This is a genomic window from Shewanella sp. VK101 (assembly GCF_056497865.1).
In genome coordinates, this window is sequence record NZ_CM151402.1 from 2,812,644 (window position 1) to 2,833,239 (window position 20,596).

Consider the following 20,596-nt stretch of genomic DNA (forward strand, 5'->3'; position numbering starts at 1 on the left):
AAAGCCTGCTGCTTGCAGGCTTTTTCAACAGAAACAAGAAGTTCTAGAGATAATCGCGGATTAGGATTTCGCCTATCTGTACACTGTTGAGCGCCGCGCCCTTGCGGATATTGTCAGAGACCACCCAAAGATCTATACCCAGATCGTGAGAAATATCCTTGCGCACCCGGCCGACATACACAGGGTCACTACCGGCACCTTCGGTGACAGCTGTCGGATAATCATCATCATCTTCAAACAGCACCACGCCTTCGGCATCCCGCAATACCGCCTTGACTTCCGCGGCATCAACCGGCTGCAGCGTCTCGATATGAATCGCTTCCGAATGGCCATAGAACACAGGTACCCGTACCGCGGTAGGGTTCACCAAGACCTCGCTGTCGCCGAGGATCTTCTGGGTTTCCCAAACCATCTTCATCTCTTCTTTGGTGTAGCCATTTTCCATAAACTTATCTATATGCGGCAACACGTTGAAAGCTATCTGCTTATCATAAACCTTGGGCTCTGAAGGCAAGCCCTGCAGCAGCTTGGCAGATTGACCCGCCAGCTCTTCAATCGCCTTTTTGCCTGTACCGGAAACCGACTGATACGTGGCCACATTGATACGGCTGATCCCAAAGGCATCATAGATAGGCTTGAGCGCCACCAACATCTGAATGGTTGAGCAGTTGGGATTGGCGATAATATTACGGTTACGGAAGTCGGCAATCGCCTGTGGATTGACCTCTGGAATAACCAATGGAATATCCAGGTCGTAACGGTAGTGGGAGGTGTTATCTATCACCACACAACCGGCATCGGCCGCTATCGGCGCCCACTTGGCCGAAACATCACCACCGGCAGAGAAGAAACCTATCTGCGCCTGAGTCCAGTCGAAGCTCTCCACATCGAGGATCTCTACCTGTTTACCGTGAAAACTCACGGTTTCACCGGCGCTGCGACTGCTGGCCAGTGGAAACAGATTCGCCACCGGGAAGTTACGCTCCTCAAGGATTTCTATCATGGTTTGACCCACAGCCCCTGAGGCACCCAATACGACAACGTTAAATTCCTGCGACATTTACAGACCGACTCCTGAAAAACCTAAATGAGACAACCAATCTACCCCAGAACCCCCGGCGTTTGAAAGAGTCAAAGCACTGAATTCTCGCCTATGGCGGTGATTTTTTCTCATGTCATCAAAACCTGCGGGGTTTTTCAGCATTTTCCGGAATTTTTCATCGTCATCACGTAGATCATAAATAAATCGGCATAGAGACAATAATGCCTTTTCATCGGGCATACTGCTGATATCGAGCCGGGAATTCCAGCGCTCGGGCAATAGAGTGGCAAGCGACTTGTCCGCCGGGCGATTGAGTATCGCCATCAAGGCCTGATATAACATGAAAGTGCCCCGGGCCTTGCCTTCCAGGCTGTAACCGGCAATATGCGGGGTAGCAAACTCCACCAAAGGCACCAGTTCCATCATGGGGTTGGGCTCCCCTTGCCAAACATCCAGTACCAACTTGAGGTCAGGCCGTTTGGCCTTGACCCGGATCAGCGCGCGATTGTCTATCACTTCACCGCGGCAGCAGTTAAGCAACCAGCAGCCGGGTTTCAATGTCTCTAGTCGCTGCTCGTCAAACAGATACCAAGTAGGATGGTCGCCCTCCCGGGTCAGAGGTACGTGCAGACTAACAATATCGGCGCCGGCAATCAGTTCATCCAGGCTGACAAAACGGCGGCTGTCTCCAGCCTTGGCCAGAAAGGGGTCGCAGAGCAAGGTATTGATTCCGTAGGCTTCAAGGCAGCGCGCCAGCGCCGAGCCGGTATTGCCGGCGCCAACTATGCCAACGGTTTTGCCCTTGAGCTGAGTATCAAATCTGTTGGCCAACTCCAACATGGCGATAAAAGCATACTCGCCAACTGCGGTGGCATTACAACCTGGGGCATTGGAAAAGGGAATATTACGGGACGCCAGATAAGCCTTGTCCACATGATCTGTCCCTATGGTGGCACTGCCGACAAACTTAAGTTTATGTGCGCCTGCCAGCAGCGCCTCATTGACCTTGGTGACCGAGCGCACCAGCAAGACATCGGCATCGGCCACTGTGGCCGCATCCAGATGACGACCATCAACGGCCACTATCTCCCCCAGCTCGGCAAACAAGGGCTGCACATAGGGCATGTTTTCATCAACCACCAACTTCATCGACTTTCCTGCTCTGTTGTGGATTAAGCCGCTATTCTATCAGCGGCCTGCAGACTTGTCTGAGTCCGGCGCACATTTAAGGAAGCTACTAACAAGTTCTGCGTCAGCTCACAAGCAAAGAAGGAAGCCATTCGGCTTCCTTCTTGTTTCACTGAATCAAGGCGCTTACTTGTACTTGCGCATCACCAGTGTGGCGTTGGTGCCGCCGAAACCGAAGCTATTGCTCATAACAGTGTTGAGCTCGGCGTCACGGTATTCACGCACAATTGGCATACCTTCTGCGGCCGCGTCCAGATTGTCGATATTGATGGAAGGCGCGATAAACCCACCTTCAAGCATCAACAGGCTGTATATAGCCTCATGAACACCGGCTGCGCCCAGGGCATGCCCTGTCAGCGACTTGGTTGAGGCAATCGCCGGCATCTGGCCGTCGAAAACTTCACGCAAGGCTTCCAGTTCACGCACATCACCGACAGGGGTAGAAGTACCGTGAGTGTTAACATAATCGATAGGTGTATCTACTGACTCCAGCGCCATCTTCATGCAGCGCACCGCACCTTCACCGCTTGGGGCAACCATGTCATAACCGTCTGATGAAGCGCCGTAGCCGATGACTTCGGCATAAATCTTGGCGCCACGGGCCAGCGCGTGCTCCAACTCTTCGACAATCACTATGCCGCCGCCACCTGAGATAACAAAGCCATCACGGTCGGCATCATAGGTGCGGGAGGCTTTTTCCGGTGTGTCGTTATACTTGGTCGACAAGGCGCCCATAGCATCAAAGCCCATGGTCAGGGTCCAGTCGATCTCTTCGGCGCCGCCGGCAAAGACCATATCCTGTTTACCCATCTGGATAAGTTCCACCGCGTGACCGATACAGTGCGCACTGGTGGCACAGGCCGAGCTGATGGAATAGTTCATCCCTTTAATTTTGAAGGGCGTCGCCAGACAGGCACTGGCAGTAGAAGACATAATCCGCGGCACAATATAAGGACCCACACGCTTGACGCCTTTGGCACGCAAGGTGTCTGCCGCCTGAACCTGGTTGGAAGACGAAGCGCCGCCGGTACCCACGATAAGACCCACACGAGGATCTGAATACTGCTCTTCGGTCAGACTGCTGTCTTCAATAGCTTGCTGCATAGCCAAATAGGCGTAGGCTGCGGCATCACCCATAAAACGCAACGCCTTGCGATCAATAAGCTCTGCGGGATTGAGTTTGATGTCGCCCCAGACATGACTGCGCAGCTGCATCTCCTCAAACTGATCCGAGTGGGTGATACCACTGCGGCCAGCCTTGAGAGATTCAGTCACTTCTTGTTTGTTATTACCGATACTTGAAACAACGCCAATTCCGGTGATCACGACTCTTTTCATGTTTTACTATCCATTCCGTACAATTCAGTACCTACTTTTGCTGACGCCATGTTAGCCGTTTTACAGCATTTAAGTGGTCAGCTTTCCGTAAACTTGGGTAAAATAATGCCGAACAAGGCCTCCAGAGTAAAAGATTGCCCGTGAAACAGGAACAACTTCGGCCATCCGGCAGTGAAAATACGCAAACTTGCAGCCAAAATCCCACATCTGCAGAAACAACACAAGCCCCGGCGACAACTCTTGCGCCCTACCAACAAACCCGGCTCGATGACAAGCCCCTTGGACGGCAAATATGTCTGGCGGCGGTAGGCGGCGAAACCCTGCTACCGCTGATACAGCTCTGGAGCCAACTAAGGCAGGATTATCCCAAGCTTGTGTTACAACTTTTGCTGTTCGCCGCCGATAAAAACTCTCAGGCCGAGTCGCTCGAGCTTCTGAAAAACAAACTGCAATTATGGCAGAAGGCTGAAAATACGACATCCGCCGAGAGTCAAACGACTGCAGTAATGAGTTTGCTCGCCGAGCTGCAGGCAGGCAAACCCATGGCGCTCCCTGGCTGCCAGCGCTTTGTGCTCGATGGCGGCAGGCTGAGACTGGATCTCTATCTTGAATTCGACGCAGCGCTGCTCAAAGAGCTGCCAGGTTTAAGCCATCAAGGTTGGATAGACAACTGGCTGTGGCTTGCCGAGTCCTTGCCCTCTGAGGCAGCGGCCTGGCAGATGGCTCGCCTGGCCAAAGACAGCGCCGCCCTGCTGTGCTTACCGGAAAGAAAAGAAAGATTTGCGCCCTTAATGGTCAGTAGCGGCCTCAATGCTGCGGATTTTAGCAGCCCGGCATCGCTGCTTTTGACTCACCAAACTGAGCTCGAGCCTATCGCCAAGGCAGAACGCCTTGCCTTGCGGCACCAAAGCAGTGTCCGGCTGGCGCCCTGGCCACTCTATCGGGAGCCGGCGCTTGCAGCCGATGACAGTGTTGCCATTATCGGCGCCGGTGTGGCCGGCTGTCAGTTGGCGTTGTCGCTGGCCGGGCGTAAACAAGCCAGCCAGGTATTTTGCAGCGAGGAAAACGCGGGTGAAAGCGCCAGTGGTAACCGTCAGGGCGCGCTCTACCCGCTGTTGACTCCGGAAACATCCGAGCTCAACACCCTGTTCCAACAAGGTTTTCTCTTTAGTCGGCGGCGGATAACCGCGCTGGCTGCCGCCGGTTTCGATATCGCCCATGACTTTTGCGGTGTGTTGCATACAGGTTTTGATGAGCGAAGTCGCGCCCGTCTGAATAAGATTGCCGAGGGCCAAAACTGGCACTCGGATATTCTGCGCCGGGTCGACAGCACTGAGGCGACAGAGCTTGCGGGATTGGATATAAAAGAAGATGGTCTTTTTTACCCTCTGGGTGGCTGGGTCTGTCCCAGAGCCCTGTGTCAGGCCGCCATCCAATACGCCGTCGACTCGACTTACTGTGACTTTCAACCCCGAACCCATATCAGCGAGATTTCAAGAGAAGGTAGCCACTGGTGGCTGAGTGCAGCCGATGGTCGCCGCTTTGGACCATTCAAAAAACTGGTGCTGGCAAGCGGCGCTTCGCTGACAGCGCTGCCACAAACTTCGGCCCTGCCCGCCTCCCCCTTTCGCGGCCAGGTCAGTGAAGTGGCAACCCAAGGCGGTTTGGAAGCGCTTAAGACTGTACTCTGCGCCAAGGGCTATCTCACCCCGGCCTGGGAGGGTATTCATTGCCTGGGAGCCAGTTATGTTAAGGATCCCGAGCAGTTGGCCTACAGCGCAGTCGAGCAGAGAGAAAACCTGCAAAAAATTGCCATGAGTTATCCGGATGCCGACTGGCACCAGGGGCTGGTGATGGGGCAAGGTGCCAGAGTGGGCGTGCGTATGGTCACCCGGGATCACTTCCCCATGTTGGGACAAGCGCCGGATGTCGAGGCACTAATGCAGGGCTATCAGCAACATCAGCACACTCCCGAGAGTGCCCGCTACTGGCAACAGACGCAGGCGCCTGTGCATCCGGGTCTGTATGTTCTTGGTGGTTTGGGCTCCCGCGGCCTCAGTACCGGCCCGTTGGCGGCGGAAATTCTGGCATCAGAGCTTTGCCATCAGCCTTTGCCTGTGGGAAGTACACTGCTGCAGCGCCTCAACCCCAACCGGATGTGGATGCGCAAGCTCATCAGAGGCAAGGCGCTGTAAACTCTCTGCATTCGCTATCATTTCAGACACAAAAAGTCAGACACAAAAAAAGCCCCGAACGGGGCTTTTTCTTGCTCAAACCAGACTCAGGCGGCGATCCGCTGTTTCAGTTCTGACCAGGCGTTATCCACCAGACGGTAATCGGCATCTTCAAGCTCTTTGGCTGCCAGTTTCAGGCATTGCTGCATCCGCTCATTCAAGGCATCCGGCCCTTGCTCTGACTCGTTTTCCAGCTCGGCCAGCACCACGGCAAAATGCCCCTGCAGGTAACCACTGGCAAACAGGGCATCATCGTCACCGCCGGCCACTATCTCGCCAATCCACTGCTCCAATGCCTGTTCGTACTTCTCTAACATGCTCTACTCCGCTAAGTCTGGGTTGGCCACCTGATACATCACGTAATCCCGGTAACCTGTCACAATTCGATAATAGCCACTAAGTTCGCTATCCAATTTCTGGTCGCCACTATCCACGATAAGCGGCCTGCCTTCAAGTGCTTTTAGTTTGCTTTTGGTGGCAAGAATGATGATATTTTCCTTGCCAATGCGCCTGATAAGCTCGGGCGACAACTGCTGATTGCCACGGCCAAGAATGTGCCCTTGGCCGCCTATCAGGGTAATGACCAACTTAACCTTTTGATTTTCAGTGGCACTCAATAACTGCGCCGCATTAAGATCCGAGGCCAGCAGGGTCTTGTTCTGCACCAGATCCACCCCGAGCAGGGTGTTATCGAGCCCCAGCTCCTCCATCACGGCCGCCACTGTACTGCCGGAGCCCATAATATAGAGCTCATCTTCCATATCGCCGACCACCTCGGCGGCAATATCCGCCAGCACTAGTTCATCCACCTCGCGGCCGCCCATCTTCACCGCCTGGATATATCGCGGCTCGGCAGGCACTGTCATTTCACCATAACGCCGCGCCCTGACCGTGCCTTGGCGGAAGGCCTCTTCATCTATGTCCATCACATCGGCGCTCATCAGACTCACCAGGGCGCCTTCCAGCAGTTGCTTCAATACCAACCCGGATGCATGGGGAGTAATGCCGTAAACACCCGAATGAATTTTGACCCCGGCCGGTACACCGAGTACGGGGAAGTGCTCACCGACAACCCCATAGATATCCCTTGCCGTGCCATCGCCGCCGGCAAACAGCAGCAAGTCCAGCTCCTGCGCCATCAAGGCCTTGGCGGCAGCCTGGGTATCACTGCGACTGGTATCCGTCGCCGCCTGGTAACACACCTCGGTGCGAAAACCCAGCTTTTGCGCCAGGTCGGCGCCCATGTTACCCGAGGCGGTATAGATTTGCAGGCGCTCGGCAAAAGGCGTTATCACAGCCAAGGCCTGCTCCATTCGCAGCCCGGCCTTGGGGGTGGCGCCAAGGCTCAGCGCCTCTTTTGCCACACCATCGCTGCCCTTGAGGGCCACACTACCCCCAAGCCCGGCCAGCGGATTAATGATAAGGCCCAGTCGAAACATTTTACTCATAACTCTCTCCGGCAAATGATGCTCTGCTCTTGTAAGAAATCATCAGGCGTCAATGGGGTCACTCTGTGATTGACGCCTGGAGTCGCTACCCGGAATAGCCAGCACGGCCAACATGGACAGCAAGGCGCACGCGGCGGCAAACACCCAACACCAGAAAGCGCCGCTGCCATCGCCCCAAATCAGGCCGCAGATCCAGGTACCCAAAGCGCCGCCGACGCCAAAGCTAAAACTGGCGTATAGTGCCTGGCCCTTGCTGCGGTGGCTGATATCAAAATTACGGTGAACAAACTGGATGGATGCAGCATGAGTCAAACCAAAGGTAAAGGCATGCAGCAGTTGGCTGAGCCCCAAAAGCAACATGCTTTCGGCGCCAAAAGCCACCAGCAGCCAACGCAGCGCCGTCATGCCTATACTCACAAGCAGCAGCGTCTTGACCCCATAGCGACCGAGTAACCTGGGCGCTATCATAAACATGAAGATTTCCGCCATTGCTCCTAGCGCCACAAAAATACCGGCGCTGGCCTCTGTGTAACCCACCTGCTTGAGATAAAGCACGAAAAAGCCGTAGAAAGGCCCGGCGCTGGCTTGAAGCAACATGGCAGACAGTAAAAACCACAGCAGCGGCCGCCCGAGTTTGAGTGCCGGCTTATCCTGCACGGCCCCCGCCGAGGCCCGATTCGAAGGCAAGGGTAAGGCACAGCCCAGTAACCCAAGAAACAGACTCAGCCCCACATAAAGCAGCACCTCGGGGCCAAACTCCTTGATGGCCCAGCCTGTGCCCACCACCAGCACGATATAGCCGACACTGCCGAAACTGCGAATGAGGCCATACTTGTTGGCTTCAGCCCCCAGGGTTTCCAGGGTGATTACCTCAAGCTGCGCCAGAATCGCATTCCAGAAGAAGGTATAGAGGGCCAGACTCAGCGCCAGATAGAGAAAGCCACCATGATAAAAGAAACTCAGATAGGTCAAGGCGGCGGCAAAGGCGCCGAGCTTGATAAGCTCAGAGCGCATGCCGGTGCGATCCGCCACCAGCGCCCAGACATTGGGCGCGACTATGCGGGTTGCCATAAGTATGGCCAGCAGGAAGCCTATTTCGGCGGCGTCGAAACCACGGTTGTCAAAAAATACCCCCAGATAGGGCACCATGACACCGAGTATGCCAAAGAAGAAGAAATAGCAGGCAGAAAGCCAGGCGAGCTGTCCCCCTGCGGGAAACAGTCCGCGCATTTATCGCATTCCAAGTACAGGTGTAAGGCTGCTGACATCCTGGTTTTGGGCCCGATGACGCAGCAAGTGATCCATCAAGACTATCGCCAACATGGCTTCGGCAATGGGCACGGCGCGGATCCCGACACAGGGGTCATGCCGCCCCTTGGTCACCACTTCAGCCTCTGTGCCCTGCACTGTCATGCTCTTGCCTGGCACGCTGATACTGGAAGTGGGTTTTAGCGCCATATGGGCCACTATGGGTTGCCCGGAAGAGATACCCCCGAGCACGCCGCCGGCATGGTTGCTGTCAAACCCGGCAGGCGACATCAGATCTCTGTGCTCTGAGCCCTTCTGGTTGACGACGGCAAAACCATCACCGATTTCAACGCCCTTGACCGCATTAATTCCCATCAGTGCATGGGCAATATCGGCATCGAGACGGTCAAATACCGGCTCGCCAAGGCCGACCGGCACATTGGTAGCCACTACACTGACCTTGGCACCGATGGAATCACCGGATTTTTTCAGCTCGCGCATATAGTCATCCAGCGCTTCTAGCTTGGAGGCATCGGGGAAGAAAAAGGGGTTCAGCTCTACCTGCGCCATATCCAGAGTGTCGGCGCAAATAGGCCCAAGCTGGGAGAGATAACCTTGGATCTCAATGCCGTGTACCGCCTTAAGGTATTTCTTCGCCACGGCCCCTGCCGCCACCCGCATGGCAGTTTCCCGCGCCGAGGAGCGGCCACCGCCGCGATAATCGCGCAGGCCATATTTTTGCTGATAGGTATAGTCGGCATGCCCGGGACGGAACAGATCTTTGATATTGGAGTAGTCCTGGCTGCGCTGATCGGTATTTTCAATCAACAGGCCGATGGAGGTGCCTGTGGTCTTGCCCTCAAACACGCCGGAGAGAATACGCACCTGATCCGGCTCGCGCCTGGCTGTGGTATAGCGGGAAGTACCCGGACGGCGACGGTCGAGATCCTGCTGCATATCGGCTTCGGTCAGCTCAAGCCCTGGCGGGCAGCCATCGATAATGCAGCCGAGTGCAAGCCCATGGCTTTCACCAAAAGTGGTGACGACAAAGTTATGACCTATGCTGTTTCCCGACATCCGCTTAATTTCCCCCTGGAGATAAAATGACCGAGCGCTGAGGTTCGGCCATCCGAACCTCGTCTTTACTGGCCCATTGGCTAATGGGCCGCTTTATTATTCACTGTCTTTAAAGATGGCGAACAGTGATTGATTTTCAACTAGCTGATCTTTTGTCAGCACAAACACCCCATCACCACCATGTTCAAAGCTGACCCAGGTGAAAGGCACATCGGGGAACAGCTCAATCAGGTGCACCATGGAGTTACCCACTTCAACCACCAGGATACCGTCATCTGTGAGGTAATCGGCGGCGTTGGCCAGAATGCGTTTGGTGATATCCAGGCCGTCTCGACCGGACGCCAAACCAATTTCCGGCTCATGGCGATACTCATCCGGCATATCGGCAATATCTTCGGCATCAACATAAGGAGGGTTGGACACAATCAGATCGTACTGGGGCGCTCGTGGCACTGCGCTGAAAAGATTGGACTGCATGGGAAACACCCTGTCCATCACGCCGAGCGACTCAACGTTTATCTGTGCCACTTCCAGTGCATCCTCGCTGATATCCAGCGCATCGACCTCAGCCTCTTCAAACTGATAGGCACAGGCGATAGCGATGCAACCGCTGCCAGTGCAGAGATCGAGGATCCGTCTTACCGGCTTGTTGTAGAGCCAGGGACCGAATCCGTTTTGGATCATCTCGGCAATGGGTGATCTAGGCACAAGCACCCTTTCGTCCACATAGAAGTCCAGCCCGGCAAAACGGGCGGTGTTGGTCAGATAAGGTACGGGCAAGCGCTCGCGTACCCGGCGGATGATAAGCTCAACTATCTTGTGTTTTTCGCTGCTGGTGAGATTGGCGTGGATCACCTGCTGACCAATGTCATCGGGCAGATGCAGGGCGTGAAATACCAGGGAAACCGCTTCGTCCCACGCGTTATCTGTACCATGACCATAATAAACATTGGCGTCATTGAAACGGCTGACGGCCCAGCGCAACATGTCGCCTACCGTCCGCAATTCGGTGACGGCTTCATCCACAAAGATCTTATCCAAAATCTGACTCCGGCTTTATTCTTATTCCGCCCCCATTGTAACTGAAGTCTGTTCAGAAGAAACAGGATTCAATAAAATAGCCTAATGAACGAAGAAAACGACAAAGAAGGCCTGGCGGAATTTCAGGCACTGGTATCCGGGATCACCCCGCTCGACCAGGATAAACGCCATTTCCGCCCGCCGAGCAAAACCAAGAAGCAACTGGCTGAAAAAGAAGTTCAGATCCAGGCGGACAGTTATTTTTCAGACGTTTACCAGCCATTATTGCCAGTTAACGGCCCTATGCGTTGGTGTCGGGACGATGTGGACGCCATGGAAGTCAAACGTCTGCGTAGAGGCGATTATGTGCCTGACTTTCTTTTGGATCTGCATGGTTACCGCCAAACCGAAGCCAAGCTGGAACTGGCGGCCTTGATCCAGGCCTGTATCCGTGAACACAGCCCTTGCTGTAGTGTCATGCACGGCTACGGCACCGGCATTCTCAAACAGCAGTTACCCATGTGGCTGGCGCAGCACCCCAAGGTCAAAGCCTTTCACCAGGCCCCCAAAGAATGGGGCGGCGATGCGGCGCTGTTGGTACTGATAGATATCGGTGAACATCCCCACAGACGCTAGCCGCAGTAGAGCCGCCCCTTTTAAAGACTTAGCGCGATAAATGCAAGGAACCCGGCCATGGCCGGGTTCCTTGTTTAGCTGGTGCTTTAAGATTCATCTTTTAATCACATAAGGCGCATGATTTCAGATTTCAGGTTAGTTGCAGCACTAAAGGCGGCTTTAAACTTGGGGAAAGCACTAGGCGATATTGTGCGGCCCTTGCTGCCACATCACGCTTGCCTGCTGACCATGTACATCAATAAGTGCCACTGACGAAGTCGCAAATAACGGCGGCTCTATGCCGGCCACCAATTCACTGACCATATAACCCAATAGTGGCATGTGGGCTATCACCAACACCTTGTCAGCCTTGAACTGTTCCGCGTATGCCTTCACCAGGCTGGCAGCCATTTCAGGGTCGGCCGATGGTACCAATTCATCCAATACCATCCATTTACGCGGTTCAGGAAAGTGCTTTCCCAGTTCTTGCCAGGTCTGCTGCGCTCTGAGGTAGGGGCTCACCAACACCAGATCAAAGGCAGAGACTGAATCATTCAGCCAGTTGCTCATCTGTGTCGTATGGAGGCGTCCGGCATCAGTCAGCATTCGCTCCCGATCCGAGGGTGCTTCGAAACTGGCCTCACCATGGCGCATTAGAAAAAGCTGCATACATCACTCACTACAGAAAAAGTTCTTATGGTTCTATGTCAATTGTAGCCGTTTATAGCGCGGCAACAAACCGCACAGCTCTCAATCTTTAGTCGAAAAATCCAAGAGATATTTGCCAAAAAAGCATAAGGCTATCAATATATAACAATCTGTCTATACGGGAGTTATCCCTTGAGCACTTGCCAGTCTGTCATTTCCAGCCCCAATGACCACCGCAGCTATCGTCATCTGACTCTGACCAACGGCCTGCGGGTGTTGCTGGTGCAAGATATGCATTCTGCCCAGGCCGCCGCATCCATGGCGGTCAATGTCGGCCACTTCGATGATCCTCAATCCCGCCCCGGGATGGCACATTTTCTCGAACACATGTTGTTCCTGGGTACCGCCAAATTTCCCGAGGCAGGAGGTTATCACAGCTTTATCAACCAACATGGTGGCAGCAATAATGCCTGGACGGGCACTGAGCACACCAACTTCTTCTTTGCCATAGATCCTCTGGTATTTGCCGAGGCACTGGACAGATTCAGCCAGTTCTTTATTGCGCCGCTGTTCAATCAGGAGTTGGTGGACAGAGAAAGACACGCCATAGAATCTGAGTTCAGTCTCAAGCAGAAAGATGATATCCGCCGTATCTATCAAGTATTGAAAGAGACGGTCAACCCGGCGCACCCTTTCAGCAAGTTTTCCGTCGGTAACCTGCAAACCCTGGGCGGAGACGAGCAACAGCTCAGGGAAGAACTGCTTGCCTTCTACAAGAGCCATTACAGCGCCAATCTGATGACCCTGTGTCTGGTGGCTCCCAAGGCAATCGATGAGCTCGAGCAATATGCCAGACGCTATTTTTCGGCAATAGAAAATCATGATCTGCAAAAAACCTATCCCGAACTGCCACTGTTCGCCAGTGAGCAACTGCAAAAGCAGATCCATATAGTGCCGCTTAAAGAGCAAAAACGCCTGACCCTGAGCTTTGCCCTGCCCGCTATCGATCGCTTCTATCGCAGTAAGCCACTGACCTTCATCAGTCACCTACTTGGGAGTGAGAGCCACGGCAGCCTGTTTTCCAAACTCAAGGAAGCCGGTCTTATCAACGGGCTTTCCGCCGGTGGCGGCATCAACGGCTACAACTTCAAGGAATACAGCATCAGCATTCAGCTGACCGACAGAGGTTTGAACCAAACCGACAAGGTGGTTGCTGCTTGCTTCGGTTATATCAAACTCATTGCCGATACTGGGCTGGAAGACTGGCGCTATCAGGAAAGAGCCAATCTGCTCAAACTGGCATTTCGCTACCAGGAACAGATAAAAGCCCTGGATCTGGCCAGTCACCTCAGCATCAATATGCAACATTATCAGGTTGAAGATACCGTCTATGGCGACTATCGCATGGATGGCCTGGATGTCGCTGAAGCCAGAGCACTGATGAGCCTGATGACCCCGGATAATATGCGCCTGCAACTGGTGGCCCAGGATCTGGATACCGAGCAACAAGCGGCCTGGTATCACACCCCCTATCAAATTAAACCCATAGAAGAAGCCAGGCTGGCACTGTGGCGCTGCGCCGAGGCTGAAACCGGGATGGAGCTGCCAAGGCCTAACCCTTTCATCGTAGAAGACGCCATAGCCCGAGGCGAACCCAGCCGGCATCCTGAGCCGGTGATTGTCGCCGAAGGTGCCGGTTACCGTATCTGGCACAAGAAAGATGATGAGTTCAATGTCCCCAAGGGGCATCTGTATCTCTCGCTCGATTCGGATCAGGCCAGCCCCACGCCGAGACATGCCGCCTTGACCCGGCTGTATGTGGAGATGCTGCTCGATCATCTGACCGAACATACCTATCAGGCGGAAGTAGCCGGCCTCAGCTACAACATCTACCCCCATCAGGGCGGGCTGACCCTGCATTTAACCGGTTTTACCGGCAACCAGGAAACCCTGTTGGCGCTGCTGATAGACAAAGCCCGGGAGCGCAGTTTTACCCAGGAGAGGTTCAACCTTATCAAACGCCAGTTACTACGCAGTTGGTATAACCATGCCCAGGCCAAACCCATCTCCCAGCTGTTCACCAGCTTGACGGTAACCTTGCAAAAACGCAGTTATGAACCACTGCGGATGGCTGAGCTGTTGGAAGATATCACCCTGGACGATCTGCATGACCATGTGAGCGCCTTCTATGAAAAAATCTATCTGGAAGGCCTGGTCTATGGTGACTGGCTGGAACAGGAAGCCCAGTCTCTGGGAAAACGACTCAGCCACATTCTGTCGCTGGTTTCCAAGCCCAGCCGTGAATCGGCCAGGGAGCTGGTCAACCTTCAGGGGAAAGGAACCGTACTCAGGGAGCTGAACATAGCTCACCCGGACAGCGCCATCATAGTCTATTACCAATCCGTGTTTGCCACTCCGGAGAAAATGGCGTTGTTCAGCCTGCTGAATCACACCATGTCGTCAACTTTCTTCCACGAGCTGCGAACCCAAAGACAGCTCGGTTATATGGTGGGCACAGGCTATCTGCCGTTGAACCGTCATCCGGGGATGATCTTCTATGTACAGTCACCGACCGCCGGGCCACTGCAATTACTGGAAGCCATAGATGAGTTTATCGCCGACTTTAACTACGCCGTGATGCAGATAACCAATGAACAGTGGGAAAGCACCAAGCAGGGACTGATCAACCAAGTCATGGAACATGACGCCAACCTCAAAACTCGCGGCCAACGTTATTGGGTCAGCATAGGCAATAAGGATTATCACTTTAATCAGCGGGAGCTGGTGGTAGCAGAAATCAAGCGCCAAACCCGGGCCGGCCTGATTAAGTTTATGATGGATAAAATGCGCACCAAACACAGCGATCGTCTGGTGCTGTTCAGCACAGGAGAACAACACAGACATCTGGAACGTCTGCAAGCCGGTTCCTTGATCACAGATTTACGCACCTTCAAACAACAGGCTGAGCAGTTTAACCTTTAATCCCTGGGCTGCCCTTGCTCAAACGAGGAATTTTTCTCCATTCCAATTGGTATCGAAGATTGTTCCAAGACAAAGGGCTGCAGCAGTTATAATCAAAAGGTATTATATTCAATAACAGCACAGCATGCTTTTAAGTGGATGGCACAGCTCGATCTATCACCACATATCTGGGGCAGAAATGAGATAAACGTATGTGATAGAAAGGTTTAATTTTGACAATCAGGCTACTTTCTGAAAGAGTTATCATTCAACGGTACTGGCATCACTCATTATAAAATTTACTAAATTTATGCCTAATCTCCTGCTCCGCCTCATATTGCTCTGGTCTCTGGTTATTGCCTTTATCCCGGCTAAAGTTTCAGCACTTCCCCTGATTGACACTCCAGCTCCCATCCTTCTGAAAGCAGAAACATACGGCGTCCCTGAAGGACTTTCGCAAAGTACAGTGACATCGATAACCGAGGATTCGGACGGTTATATCTGGATAGGCACGCTTAACGGCCTCAACCGTTTTGATGGCAAGGAGTTCAAACAGTATTTCGCCAATGATGGGAGTGGCCTCAAAAGTTCGTTTATTCAAAGTTTATACTTCCATAAAGATCTTCTGTTAGTTGGTACCAATAACGGCCTCTATACCTACAATAAAGAAAAAAATACCTTCATATCCGTAAGTGGTATAAACGGTGCAGTTTGGTCTCTCCAAGGAATGGGAGATTCAATCCTGGTCGGTCTCAATGACAAGATAGCTAAAGTCGAACAGATCACAACTGCAACGCCTAAAATAACTCTGTTACAGTCTGAGAGTTTCCTCAATGTAAAACAGGTTATAGTCAATAATAACAGTTACATAATACGAAACCATGATGGTTCTGTTTATCATACTGATGAAAATACAAGTAAAACTGAGTTGATATCAAAAGAGTCAACTTCCATCAGCCAAGATGGGGAATATGTTTATATCTTAAAGGAAGATGGAATATACAGATGGAAAGATAATGAACTTAAAAACATATCGATTGGAAGCTACAACAGCATTTTCAATTTAAACAATGACCTGTACGCCCTAAAAAACAATAAAGTCTTTAATATCTTATCAAATGGTGATGAAAAGCGTCTTGGTCAGGTAGATGGCATAGATCTCTCGACCTCCATGAGCTTTGTATATGCTGAAAAAGGTAGGCTTTACATACCTTTTCTGAACAAAGGTTTTTCTGCAATAGATATTGAGAGTCAACTCGCGTCTACTCTCACAAGTAATACTCAGAGTGTTTGGCATATACAAAAGAATCAACAAAATAACATTCTTGTTTCTGATGACACCCAAATATTAACTCTGCTAGATGAAAACCTCGATGTTATATTCTCCATTGACTCTGGAATCAAAGGACCTAAAACAGCAGGGCTGGTAAAGGATACTATATTCTATGGTTCACTAGATGGATTATATGCAATAAATGTCAGTACAGAAACACGCTACCAAGTAGTTGCCAGTCCCATAGTCGCTTTTGCCGTAAACAAAGATGAAACCAGAATTGCGGTAAGTACTGCAGACTCGTTAATACTTGAAGTAGATATAAAAACACTAACTGTGGTCAGTCAACATGATTTAAGTAGTAAACCAGCAATCTTCAACATGGCCTATGAAAATAATGAACTGTATGTTGCTACTCAGGCCGGAGTATTTATTGTCAGTAGTGCTGGTGTAAGACATATTTTTGAAGAAGAGTTAACCTACAGTATTGCACCGATTGACTCGGGGATATATATAGGAACTGGGACAGGGCTAAAGTTCTACGACAAGACGACCCAAAGTATAACAACCAAGTTCATCACCAATAGCCCCATCTACTCAATAGCAACAGATTCAGATGGAAACTATGTTGCAACCTCTATCAGAAAAATTCTCATAGGGATTGCCGGGAGAACCTACGTTTTAAATGAAGACTTCGGCAGTCAATATGAATACAATACACAAAGCGCTTCAACTTGGAGAAATGGATTCCTGCTGGGTGGAATCTCCGGGTTAACCATTATTTCACCCAATGATATTGTTAACTTCAAGAATAGTCATAAGCCAAAAGCCAACCTCAATGAGTTATTAATATTTAATATCCCTCAAATCGTCGACAACAGTAAACTTTCTGCTGCGCTTTCTCTTTCGAAGGAGATCAAACTTAAGTATTCTGACTATCCATTCACTCTCAGATTTAACAGCCCAAAGTATTCTCATATTAAACTCGAGTATGAGTACCGACTTCAGGGGCTTTCTGACGACTGGATTAGTTCTAAAGGCATCAATTCTGCAACTTATACTAATCTTTCACCCGGAAGCTATACCTTCCAGGTCAGGGCGATAGATCCCATCACAGGTGAAAAAGGTCAGGATACTGAACTTCAGGTAAATATAACCCCTCCTTGGTGGCTTTCCACGCTTGCCAAAACTCTCTATGTATTGGCGATACTACTGATACTGACGGCTATCACCAAAGCCGTGCTGCGCAAGAGAGAGATCCAGCGTCAAATAGCCTTGAGTGAGGAGCGTCTAAAGCTCTCCCTCTGGGGTAGCGGTGATGAGATGTGGGACTGGGATATAGAAACGGGGCAGATATACCGCTCCAATATCTGGGGTTCTCTCGAATTTCCCCGCGACGGCCAGCGCTCCGGCCACCATGGTGAAGAGAGCAATATACACCCTCAAGATAGAGAGCGGGTAAGAGAAGCACTCAATAAACATTTTTACGGTGAAACAGATCATTTCGAAGCAACCTACAGAGTCAAAAGCAAGAGTGGTGAGTGGCTGTGGATCCTCGACAGGGCCAAAATTGTTGAGCGGGATGAGCATGACAATGCCCTTCGTATGACGGGAACCATCAAAAACATCAACAGTTTCAAGACAGCAGAAGAGCAGCTGCGCCTGTTCGAACGGGCGATAGAGAATATCTCGGAAGGTATGTTTATTCTGGATGCCGATTTCCATTATGTTGAGGTTAACGAAGCCTGCTGTGAACTAACCCAACACAGCCGAAACCAGTTGCTCGGCACAACGTTGCAGTTCAGCCGTTATCCTGACAATTACAATCAACAAATAAAGCAGTTATTGCAGCAGTACGGTCGCTGGAGCAACGATATAGAAGCCATTAAAGGCGATGGTTCAGAGTTCTTGATGGAACTCACCATAGATGCGATTTACGATGAGCAAGGGATCCTGACCCATTATGTTGGGGTGTTTTCCGATATCTCCCGTCGAAAACAGCAGGAAGAAGAGCTGCGCAAGCTCACCAATAATGATCTCCTGACCGGTCTTCCCAACCGCTCCAACCTGCAAGTCACCCTAGGCAACCTGGTGAAAAAAGACCATCACCACACTCTGATGGTGCTTGATCTGGATAATTTCAAAAAGATCAATGACTCCCTCGGTCACCAAATAGGTGACGAGCTTTTGATCCTGGTCTCAGAAAGGCTGCAGCAATCTATACCCGGACATACCAACCTTTATCGCCTCGGTGGTGATGAGTTTGCCATTTTGGTGGACAAGAATCCCGATATAGGTTCCAGTGCTGTGATAGCCAGCCGCGTCATAGACGCATTCGGTCAAGCCTTTGAACTGGTAGGTGAACAGCTGGTTGTCGGCGTCAGCATAGGCATAGTGCTTTATCCCGAAGACGAGCAAAATGAGCAAGCGCTGCTGAGAAAGGCCGATATCGCCATGTACCATGCCAAGTCTGCCGGTGGTAATCGTTATCAGTTCTACTCAGAATCATTGAACCGCAATGCAATCCGGCAGTTGGAGGTAGAAAATCTTATCCGAGAAGGCCTAAAAGACGATCTGTTTGAAGTCTATTACCAGCCAAAAATCAATCTGCGCAGCGGTTTGGTATCGGGTATGGAAGCCTTGGTTCGCTTGAATCATCCTCAGCACGGATTGATCCCACCCAATGACTTTATTCCGCTGGCAGAGGAAAACGGCCTGATTGTTGAAATAGGTGACCTTGTTATGCGAAAAGCCTGCTTTGCAGCCCAGCAGTGGCGTGAGCAGGGATTGTTTGATGGCCGTGTGGCTGTCAATTTGTCGTCGCGACAATTCGCACTTCCCGATCTGCAGCAAAGAATCGCGTCAATTTTACGTCTGACCCGCTTGCCACCGGCTAATCTGGAACTGGAAATCACCGAAGGGACTGTTATCAAGCATCCGGAAAAAGCCATTAAAGTCATGCAACAACTGGCTAAAATGGGAGTCTGTCTGGCACTCGATGACTTTGGTACCGGCTATTCATCTCTGTCCTATCTGAAACGATTCCCCATTCACAGCTTGAAAATAGATAAAGCCTTTGTCGACGATATCGATAAGTCTGACAGAGACCTAAAGATGGTCGATTCCATCATCACCATAGCCCACAATATGGGGCTTTCCGTTGTGGGAGAAGGCGTGGAAGACTCATCACAACTCAGTATTTTAAAAGCGTTAAACTGTGAAGAAATACAAGGGTTTATTTACAGCAAAGCCGTACCAGAAGCTGAATTTTCCGAGTATCTGAAACAAAATCTGCCCGCATTTACAGGAAAGAAAAATACAATTTAAGAACCAAATTTAAACTGCATATAAACCGATAAAAATCCAAAATAAAACCAATTTAAAACTGAAATAACACTTTGGCATAACTCCTGCTTTATCTCTCTCAGCGTCAAGAAGTTAACCGCTGACTGTTACCACTACCCTGAGAGAGATAAAATAATGATTAAATCAATACTTGCTACCGCCGCCGTTGTTACCAGTTCACTGGCTTTTGCTGCTGCACCTAACGTCAAGTTCAAGCCTGTCGAGTTGGCTGCTGCGCCTAATGTGAAGTTTAAGCCTGTCGAGCTGGCCGCTGCCCCTAATGTGAAATTCAAGCCTGTCGAGCTGGCCGCTGCCCCTAATGTGAAGTTTAAGCCTGTCGAGCTGGCCGCTGCCCCTAATGTGAAATTCAAGCCTGTCGAGCTGGCCGCTGCCCCTAATGTGAAATTCAAGCCTGTCGAGCTGGCCGCTGCCCCTAATGTGAAATTCAAACCTGTCGAGCTGGCCGCTGCCCCTAATGTGAAATTCAAACCTGTCGAGCTGGCCGCAGCGCCTAATGTGAAGTTCAAACCTGTCGAGCTGGCCGCAGCGCCTAATGTGAAGTTCAAACCTGTCGAGCTGGCCGCAGCGCCTAATGTGAAGTTCAAACCTGTCGAGCTGGCCGCTGCCCCTAATGTGAAATTCAAGCCTGTCGAGCTGGCCGCTGCCCCCAATGTCAAATTTATATACGCCTGATCCTAGGGCTTTGGAGGACTAATTATGATCATAGCAATCAAGAAGTTATTGGGTCTGACCAAACCAGAGCGTAAACGGGTGAAACTGCCGGAGGGTCTGTGCCACCTGGAAGTGGTTCCTGCCAGAGGTTGGTGGAACTGATGAAACAGCGAAAAACAAGGGAGCATTTATGCTCCCTTTTGCTGTGATTTGGAATCAATAGACGATTCTAGAAGGAATGCTCGCTATCGCCGGGCCGAGTGGTTTTGCGGTACGCTAATTGCCTATGTGCATTAAATAACAACATGGCAGCGGGTCCCAGCAACAACCCGGCAGCCACCCAACGTTTAACCCCCATCCCCGCCTTGAAGGCTGAATGTCCCAGAGTGTAAGCGGAGACGCCCAGAGTCCCCGCCAAAGCCAAAGCGCCTGCCAGTATCAGTGTCAACTTGCCTCACCTCACTTGTTGCAGCGCATCCCTTCACTG

15 protein-coding genes are annotated in these 20,596 nt (G+C 51.4%); 5 read left to right on the plus strand and 10 right to left on the minus strand.

Going from position 1 to position 20,596, the window contains the following annotated elements; genetic code table 11:
• Positions 1 to 43 precede the first annotated feature (43 nt).
• The 3 genes from ACSHSR_RS12660 to fabB form a co-directional block, all read right to left on the minus strand.
• Positions 44 to 1,060 (minus strand): aspartate-semialdehyde dehydrogenase, encoded by a 1,017-nt coding sequence (locus ACSHSR_RS12660; protein ID WP_025010462.1) that lies wholly within the window; start codon positions 1,058 to 1,060, stop codon positions 44 to 46.
• The gene (locus ACSHSR_RS12665; RefSeq protein ID WP_107352248.1) at positions 1,061 to 2,191 is read right to left on the minus strand and encodes a 4-phosphoerythronate dehydrogenase; all 1,131 of its coding nucleotides are present in this window, start codon (positions 2,189 to 2,191) and stop codon (positions 1,061 to 1,063) included.
• Between the two features lie 165 nt (positions 2,192 to 2,356).
• Positions 2,357 to 3,568: a beta-ketoacyl-ACP synthase I gene (gene fabB, locus ACSHSR_RS12670; protein WP_028781220.1), complete on the minus strand. Its 1,212-nt coding sequence runs from the start codon at positions 3,566 to 3,568 to the stop codon at positions 2,357 to 2,359.
• Between the two features lie 140 nt (positions 3,569 to 3,708).
• Here fabB and mnmC1 point away from each other — a divergent pair, with 140 nt between their 5' ends.
• Positions 3,709 to 5,763 (plus strand): FAD-dependent 5-carboxymethylaminomethyl-2-thiouridine(34) oxidoreductase MnmC1, encoded by a 2,055-nt coding sequence (mnmC1, locus tag ACSHSR_RS12675; protein WP_208171003.1) that lies wholly within the window; start codon positions 3,709 to 3,711, stop codon positions 5,761 to 5,763.
• 86 nt (positions 5,764 to 5,849) lie between these two features.
• On the opposite strand, the gene ACSHSR_RS12680 is transcribed toward mnmC1, so the two are convergent.
• The 5 genes from ACSHSR_RS12680 to prmB all read right to left on the minus strand — a co-directional run bounded on the left by ACSHSR_RS12680 (position 5,850) and on the right by prmB (position 10,616).
• Positions 5,850 to 6,119: a YfcL family protein gene (locus ACSHSR_RS12680; RefSeq protein WP_025010460.1), complete on the minus strand. Its 270-nt coding sequence runs from the start codon at positions 6,117 to 6,119 to the stop codon at positions 5,850 to 5,852.
• A 3-nt stretch (positions 6,120 to 6,122) separates the two neighbouring features.
• The gene (locus ACSHSR_RS12685) at positions 6,123 to 7,250 is read right to left on the minus strand and encodes an ATP-NAD kinase family protein (protein ID WP_071476167.1); all 1,128 of its coding nucleotides are present in this window, start codon (positions 7,248 to 7,250) and stop codon (positions 6,123 to 6,125) included.
• Between the two features lie 42 nt (positions 7,251 to 7,292).
• Complete coding sequence (locus ACSHSR_RS12690) at positions 7,293 to 8,480, minus strand: MFS transporter (RefSeq protein ID WP_156019871.1); 1,188 nt, start codon at positions 8,478 to 8,480, stop codon at positions 7,293 to 7,295.
• Positions 8,481 to 9,575: a chorismate synthase gene (gene aroC, locus ACSHSR_RS12695; RefSeq protein ID WP_208171002.1), complete on the minus strand. Its 1,095-nt coding sequence runs from the start codon at positions 9,573 to 9,575 to the stop codon at positions 8,481 to 8,483.
• A 96-nt stretch (positions 9,576 to 9,671) separates the two neighbouring features.
• A complete protein-coding gene (gene prmB, locus ACSHSR_RS12700) occupies positions 9,672 to 10,616 on the minus strand; it encodes a 50S ribosomal protein L3 N(5)-glutamine methyltransferase (RefSeq protein ID WP_045283378.1) in 945 nt (314 codons plus the stop codon).
• Positions 10,617 to 10,700: 84 nt separating this feature from the next.
• On the opposite strand from prmB, the gene smrB reads away from it, so the two are divergent.
• Positions 10,701 to 11,231, plus strand: a complete 531-nt coding sequence (gene smrB, locus ACSHSR_RS12705) for an endonuclease SmrB (RefSeq protein ID WP_025010455.1) — start codon at positions 10,701 to 10,703, stop codon at positions 11,229 to 11,231.
• Between the two features lie 177 nt (positions 11,232 to 11,408).
• Here the strand turns inward: smrB and sixA are convergent, their stop codons facing one another.
• On the minus strand, positions 11,409 to 11,879 hold the full coding sequence (gene sixA / locus ACSHSR_RS12710) for a phosphohistidine phosphatase SixA (RefSeq protein WP_025010454.1): 471 nt from the start codon (positions 11,877 to 11,879) through the stop codon (positions 11,409 to 11,411).
• A gap of 171 nt (positions 11,880 to 12,050) precedes the next feature.
• Between sixA and ACSHSR_RS12715 the strand changes: the two genes are divergently transcribed.
• The 3 genes from ACSHSR_RS12715 to ACSHSR_RS12725 all read left to right on the plus strand — a co-directional run bounded on the left by ACSHSR_RS12715 (position 12,051) and on the right by ACSHSR_RS12725 (position 20,130).
• Positions 12,051 to 14,840 (plus strand): insulinase family protein, encoded by a 2,790-nt coding sequence (locus ACSHSR_RS12715; protein WP_479630807.1) that lies wholly within the window; start codon positions 12,051 to 12,053, stop codon positions 14,838 to 14,840.
• A gap of 289 nt (positions 14,841 to 15,129) precedes the next feature.
• Entirely contained in the window at positions 15,130 to 19,419 is a 4,290-nt protein-coding gene (locus tag ACSHSR_RS12720) for an EAL domain-containing protein (RefSeq protein ID WP_479630808.1), read from the plus strand.
• 153 nt (positions 19,420 to 19,572) lie between these two features.
• On the plus strand, positions 19,573 to 20,130 hold the full coding sequence (locus ACSHSR_RS12725) for a hypothetical protein (RefSeq protein WP_071238381.1): 558 nt from the start codon (positions 19,573 to 19,575) through the stop codon (positions 20,128 to 20,130).
• A gap of 208 nt (positions 20,131 to 20,338) precedes the next feature.
• Here the strand turns inward: ACSHSR_RS12725 and ACSHSR_RS12730 are convergent, their stop codons facing one another.
• Positions 20,339 to 20,557 carry a hypothetical protein gene (locus ACSHSR_RS12730; protein WP_243880317.1) on the minus strand — a complete coding sequence of 73 codons (219 nt, stop codon included), beginning with the start codon at positions 20,555 to 20,557 and terminating at the stop codon, positions 20,339 to 20,341.
• Positions 20,558 to 20,596 lie beyond the last annotated feature (39 nt).

What these genes read in the sequence shown, in the direction of transcription:
- sixA (WP_025010454.1), bottom strand. Translation starts at nt 11,879, where the DNA reads ATGCAGCTTTTTCTAATGCGCCATGGTGAGGCCAGTTTCGAAGCACCC.
- aroC (WP_208171002.1), bottom strand. Translation starts at nt 9,575, where the DNA reads ATGTCGGGAAACAGCATAGGTCATAACTTTGTCGTCACCACTTTTGGT.
- fabB (WP_028781220.1), bottom strand. Translation starts at nt 3,568, where the DNA reads ATGAAAAGAGTCGTGATCACCGGAATTGGCGTTGTTTCAAGTATCGGT.
- ACSHSR_RS12665 (WP_107352248.1), bottom strand. Translation starts at nt 2,191, where the DNA reads ATGAAGTTGGTGGTTGATGAAAACATGCCCTATGTGCAGCCCTTGTTT.
- ACSHSR_RS12685 (WP_071476167.1), bottom strand. Translation starts at nt 7,250, where the DNA reads ATGAGTAAAATGTTTCGACTGGGCCTTATCATTAATCCGCTGGCCGGG.
- ACSHSR_RS12680 (WP_025010460.1), bottom strand. Translation starts at nt 6,119, where the DNA reads ATGTTAGAGAAGTACGAACAGGCATTGGAGCAGTGGATTGGCGAGATA.
- ACSHSR_RS12720 (WP_479630808.1), top strand. Translation starts at nt 15,130, where the DNA reads ATGCCTAATCTCCTGCTCCGCCTCATATTGCTCTGGTCTCTGGTTATT.
- smrB (WP_025010455.1), top strand. Translation starts at nt 10,701, where the DNA reads ATGAACGAAGAAAACGACAAAGAAGGCCTGGCGGAATTTCAGGCACTG.
- ACSHSR_RS12725 (WP_071238381.1), top strand. Translation starts at nt 19,573, where the DNA reads ATGATTAAATCAATACTTGCTACCGCCGCCGTTGTTACCAGTTCACTG.
- ACSHSR_RS12660 (WP_025010462.1), bottom strand. Translation starts at nt 1,060, where the DNA reads ATGTCGCAGGAATTTAACGTTGTCGTATTGGGTGCCTCAGGGGCTGTG.
- ACSHSR_RS12690 (WP_156019871.1), bottom strand. Translation starts at nt 8,480, where the DNA reads ATGCGCGGACTGTTTCCCGCAGGGGGACAGCTCGCCTGGCTTTCTGCC.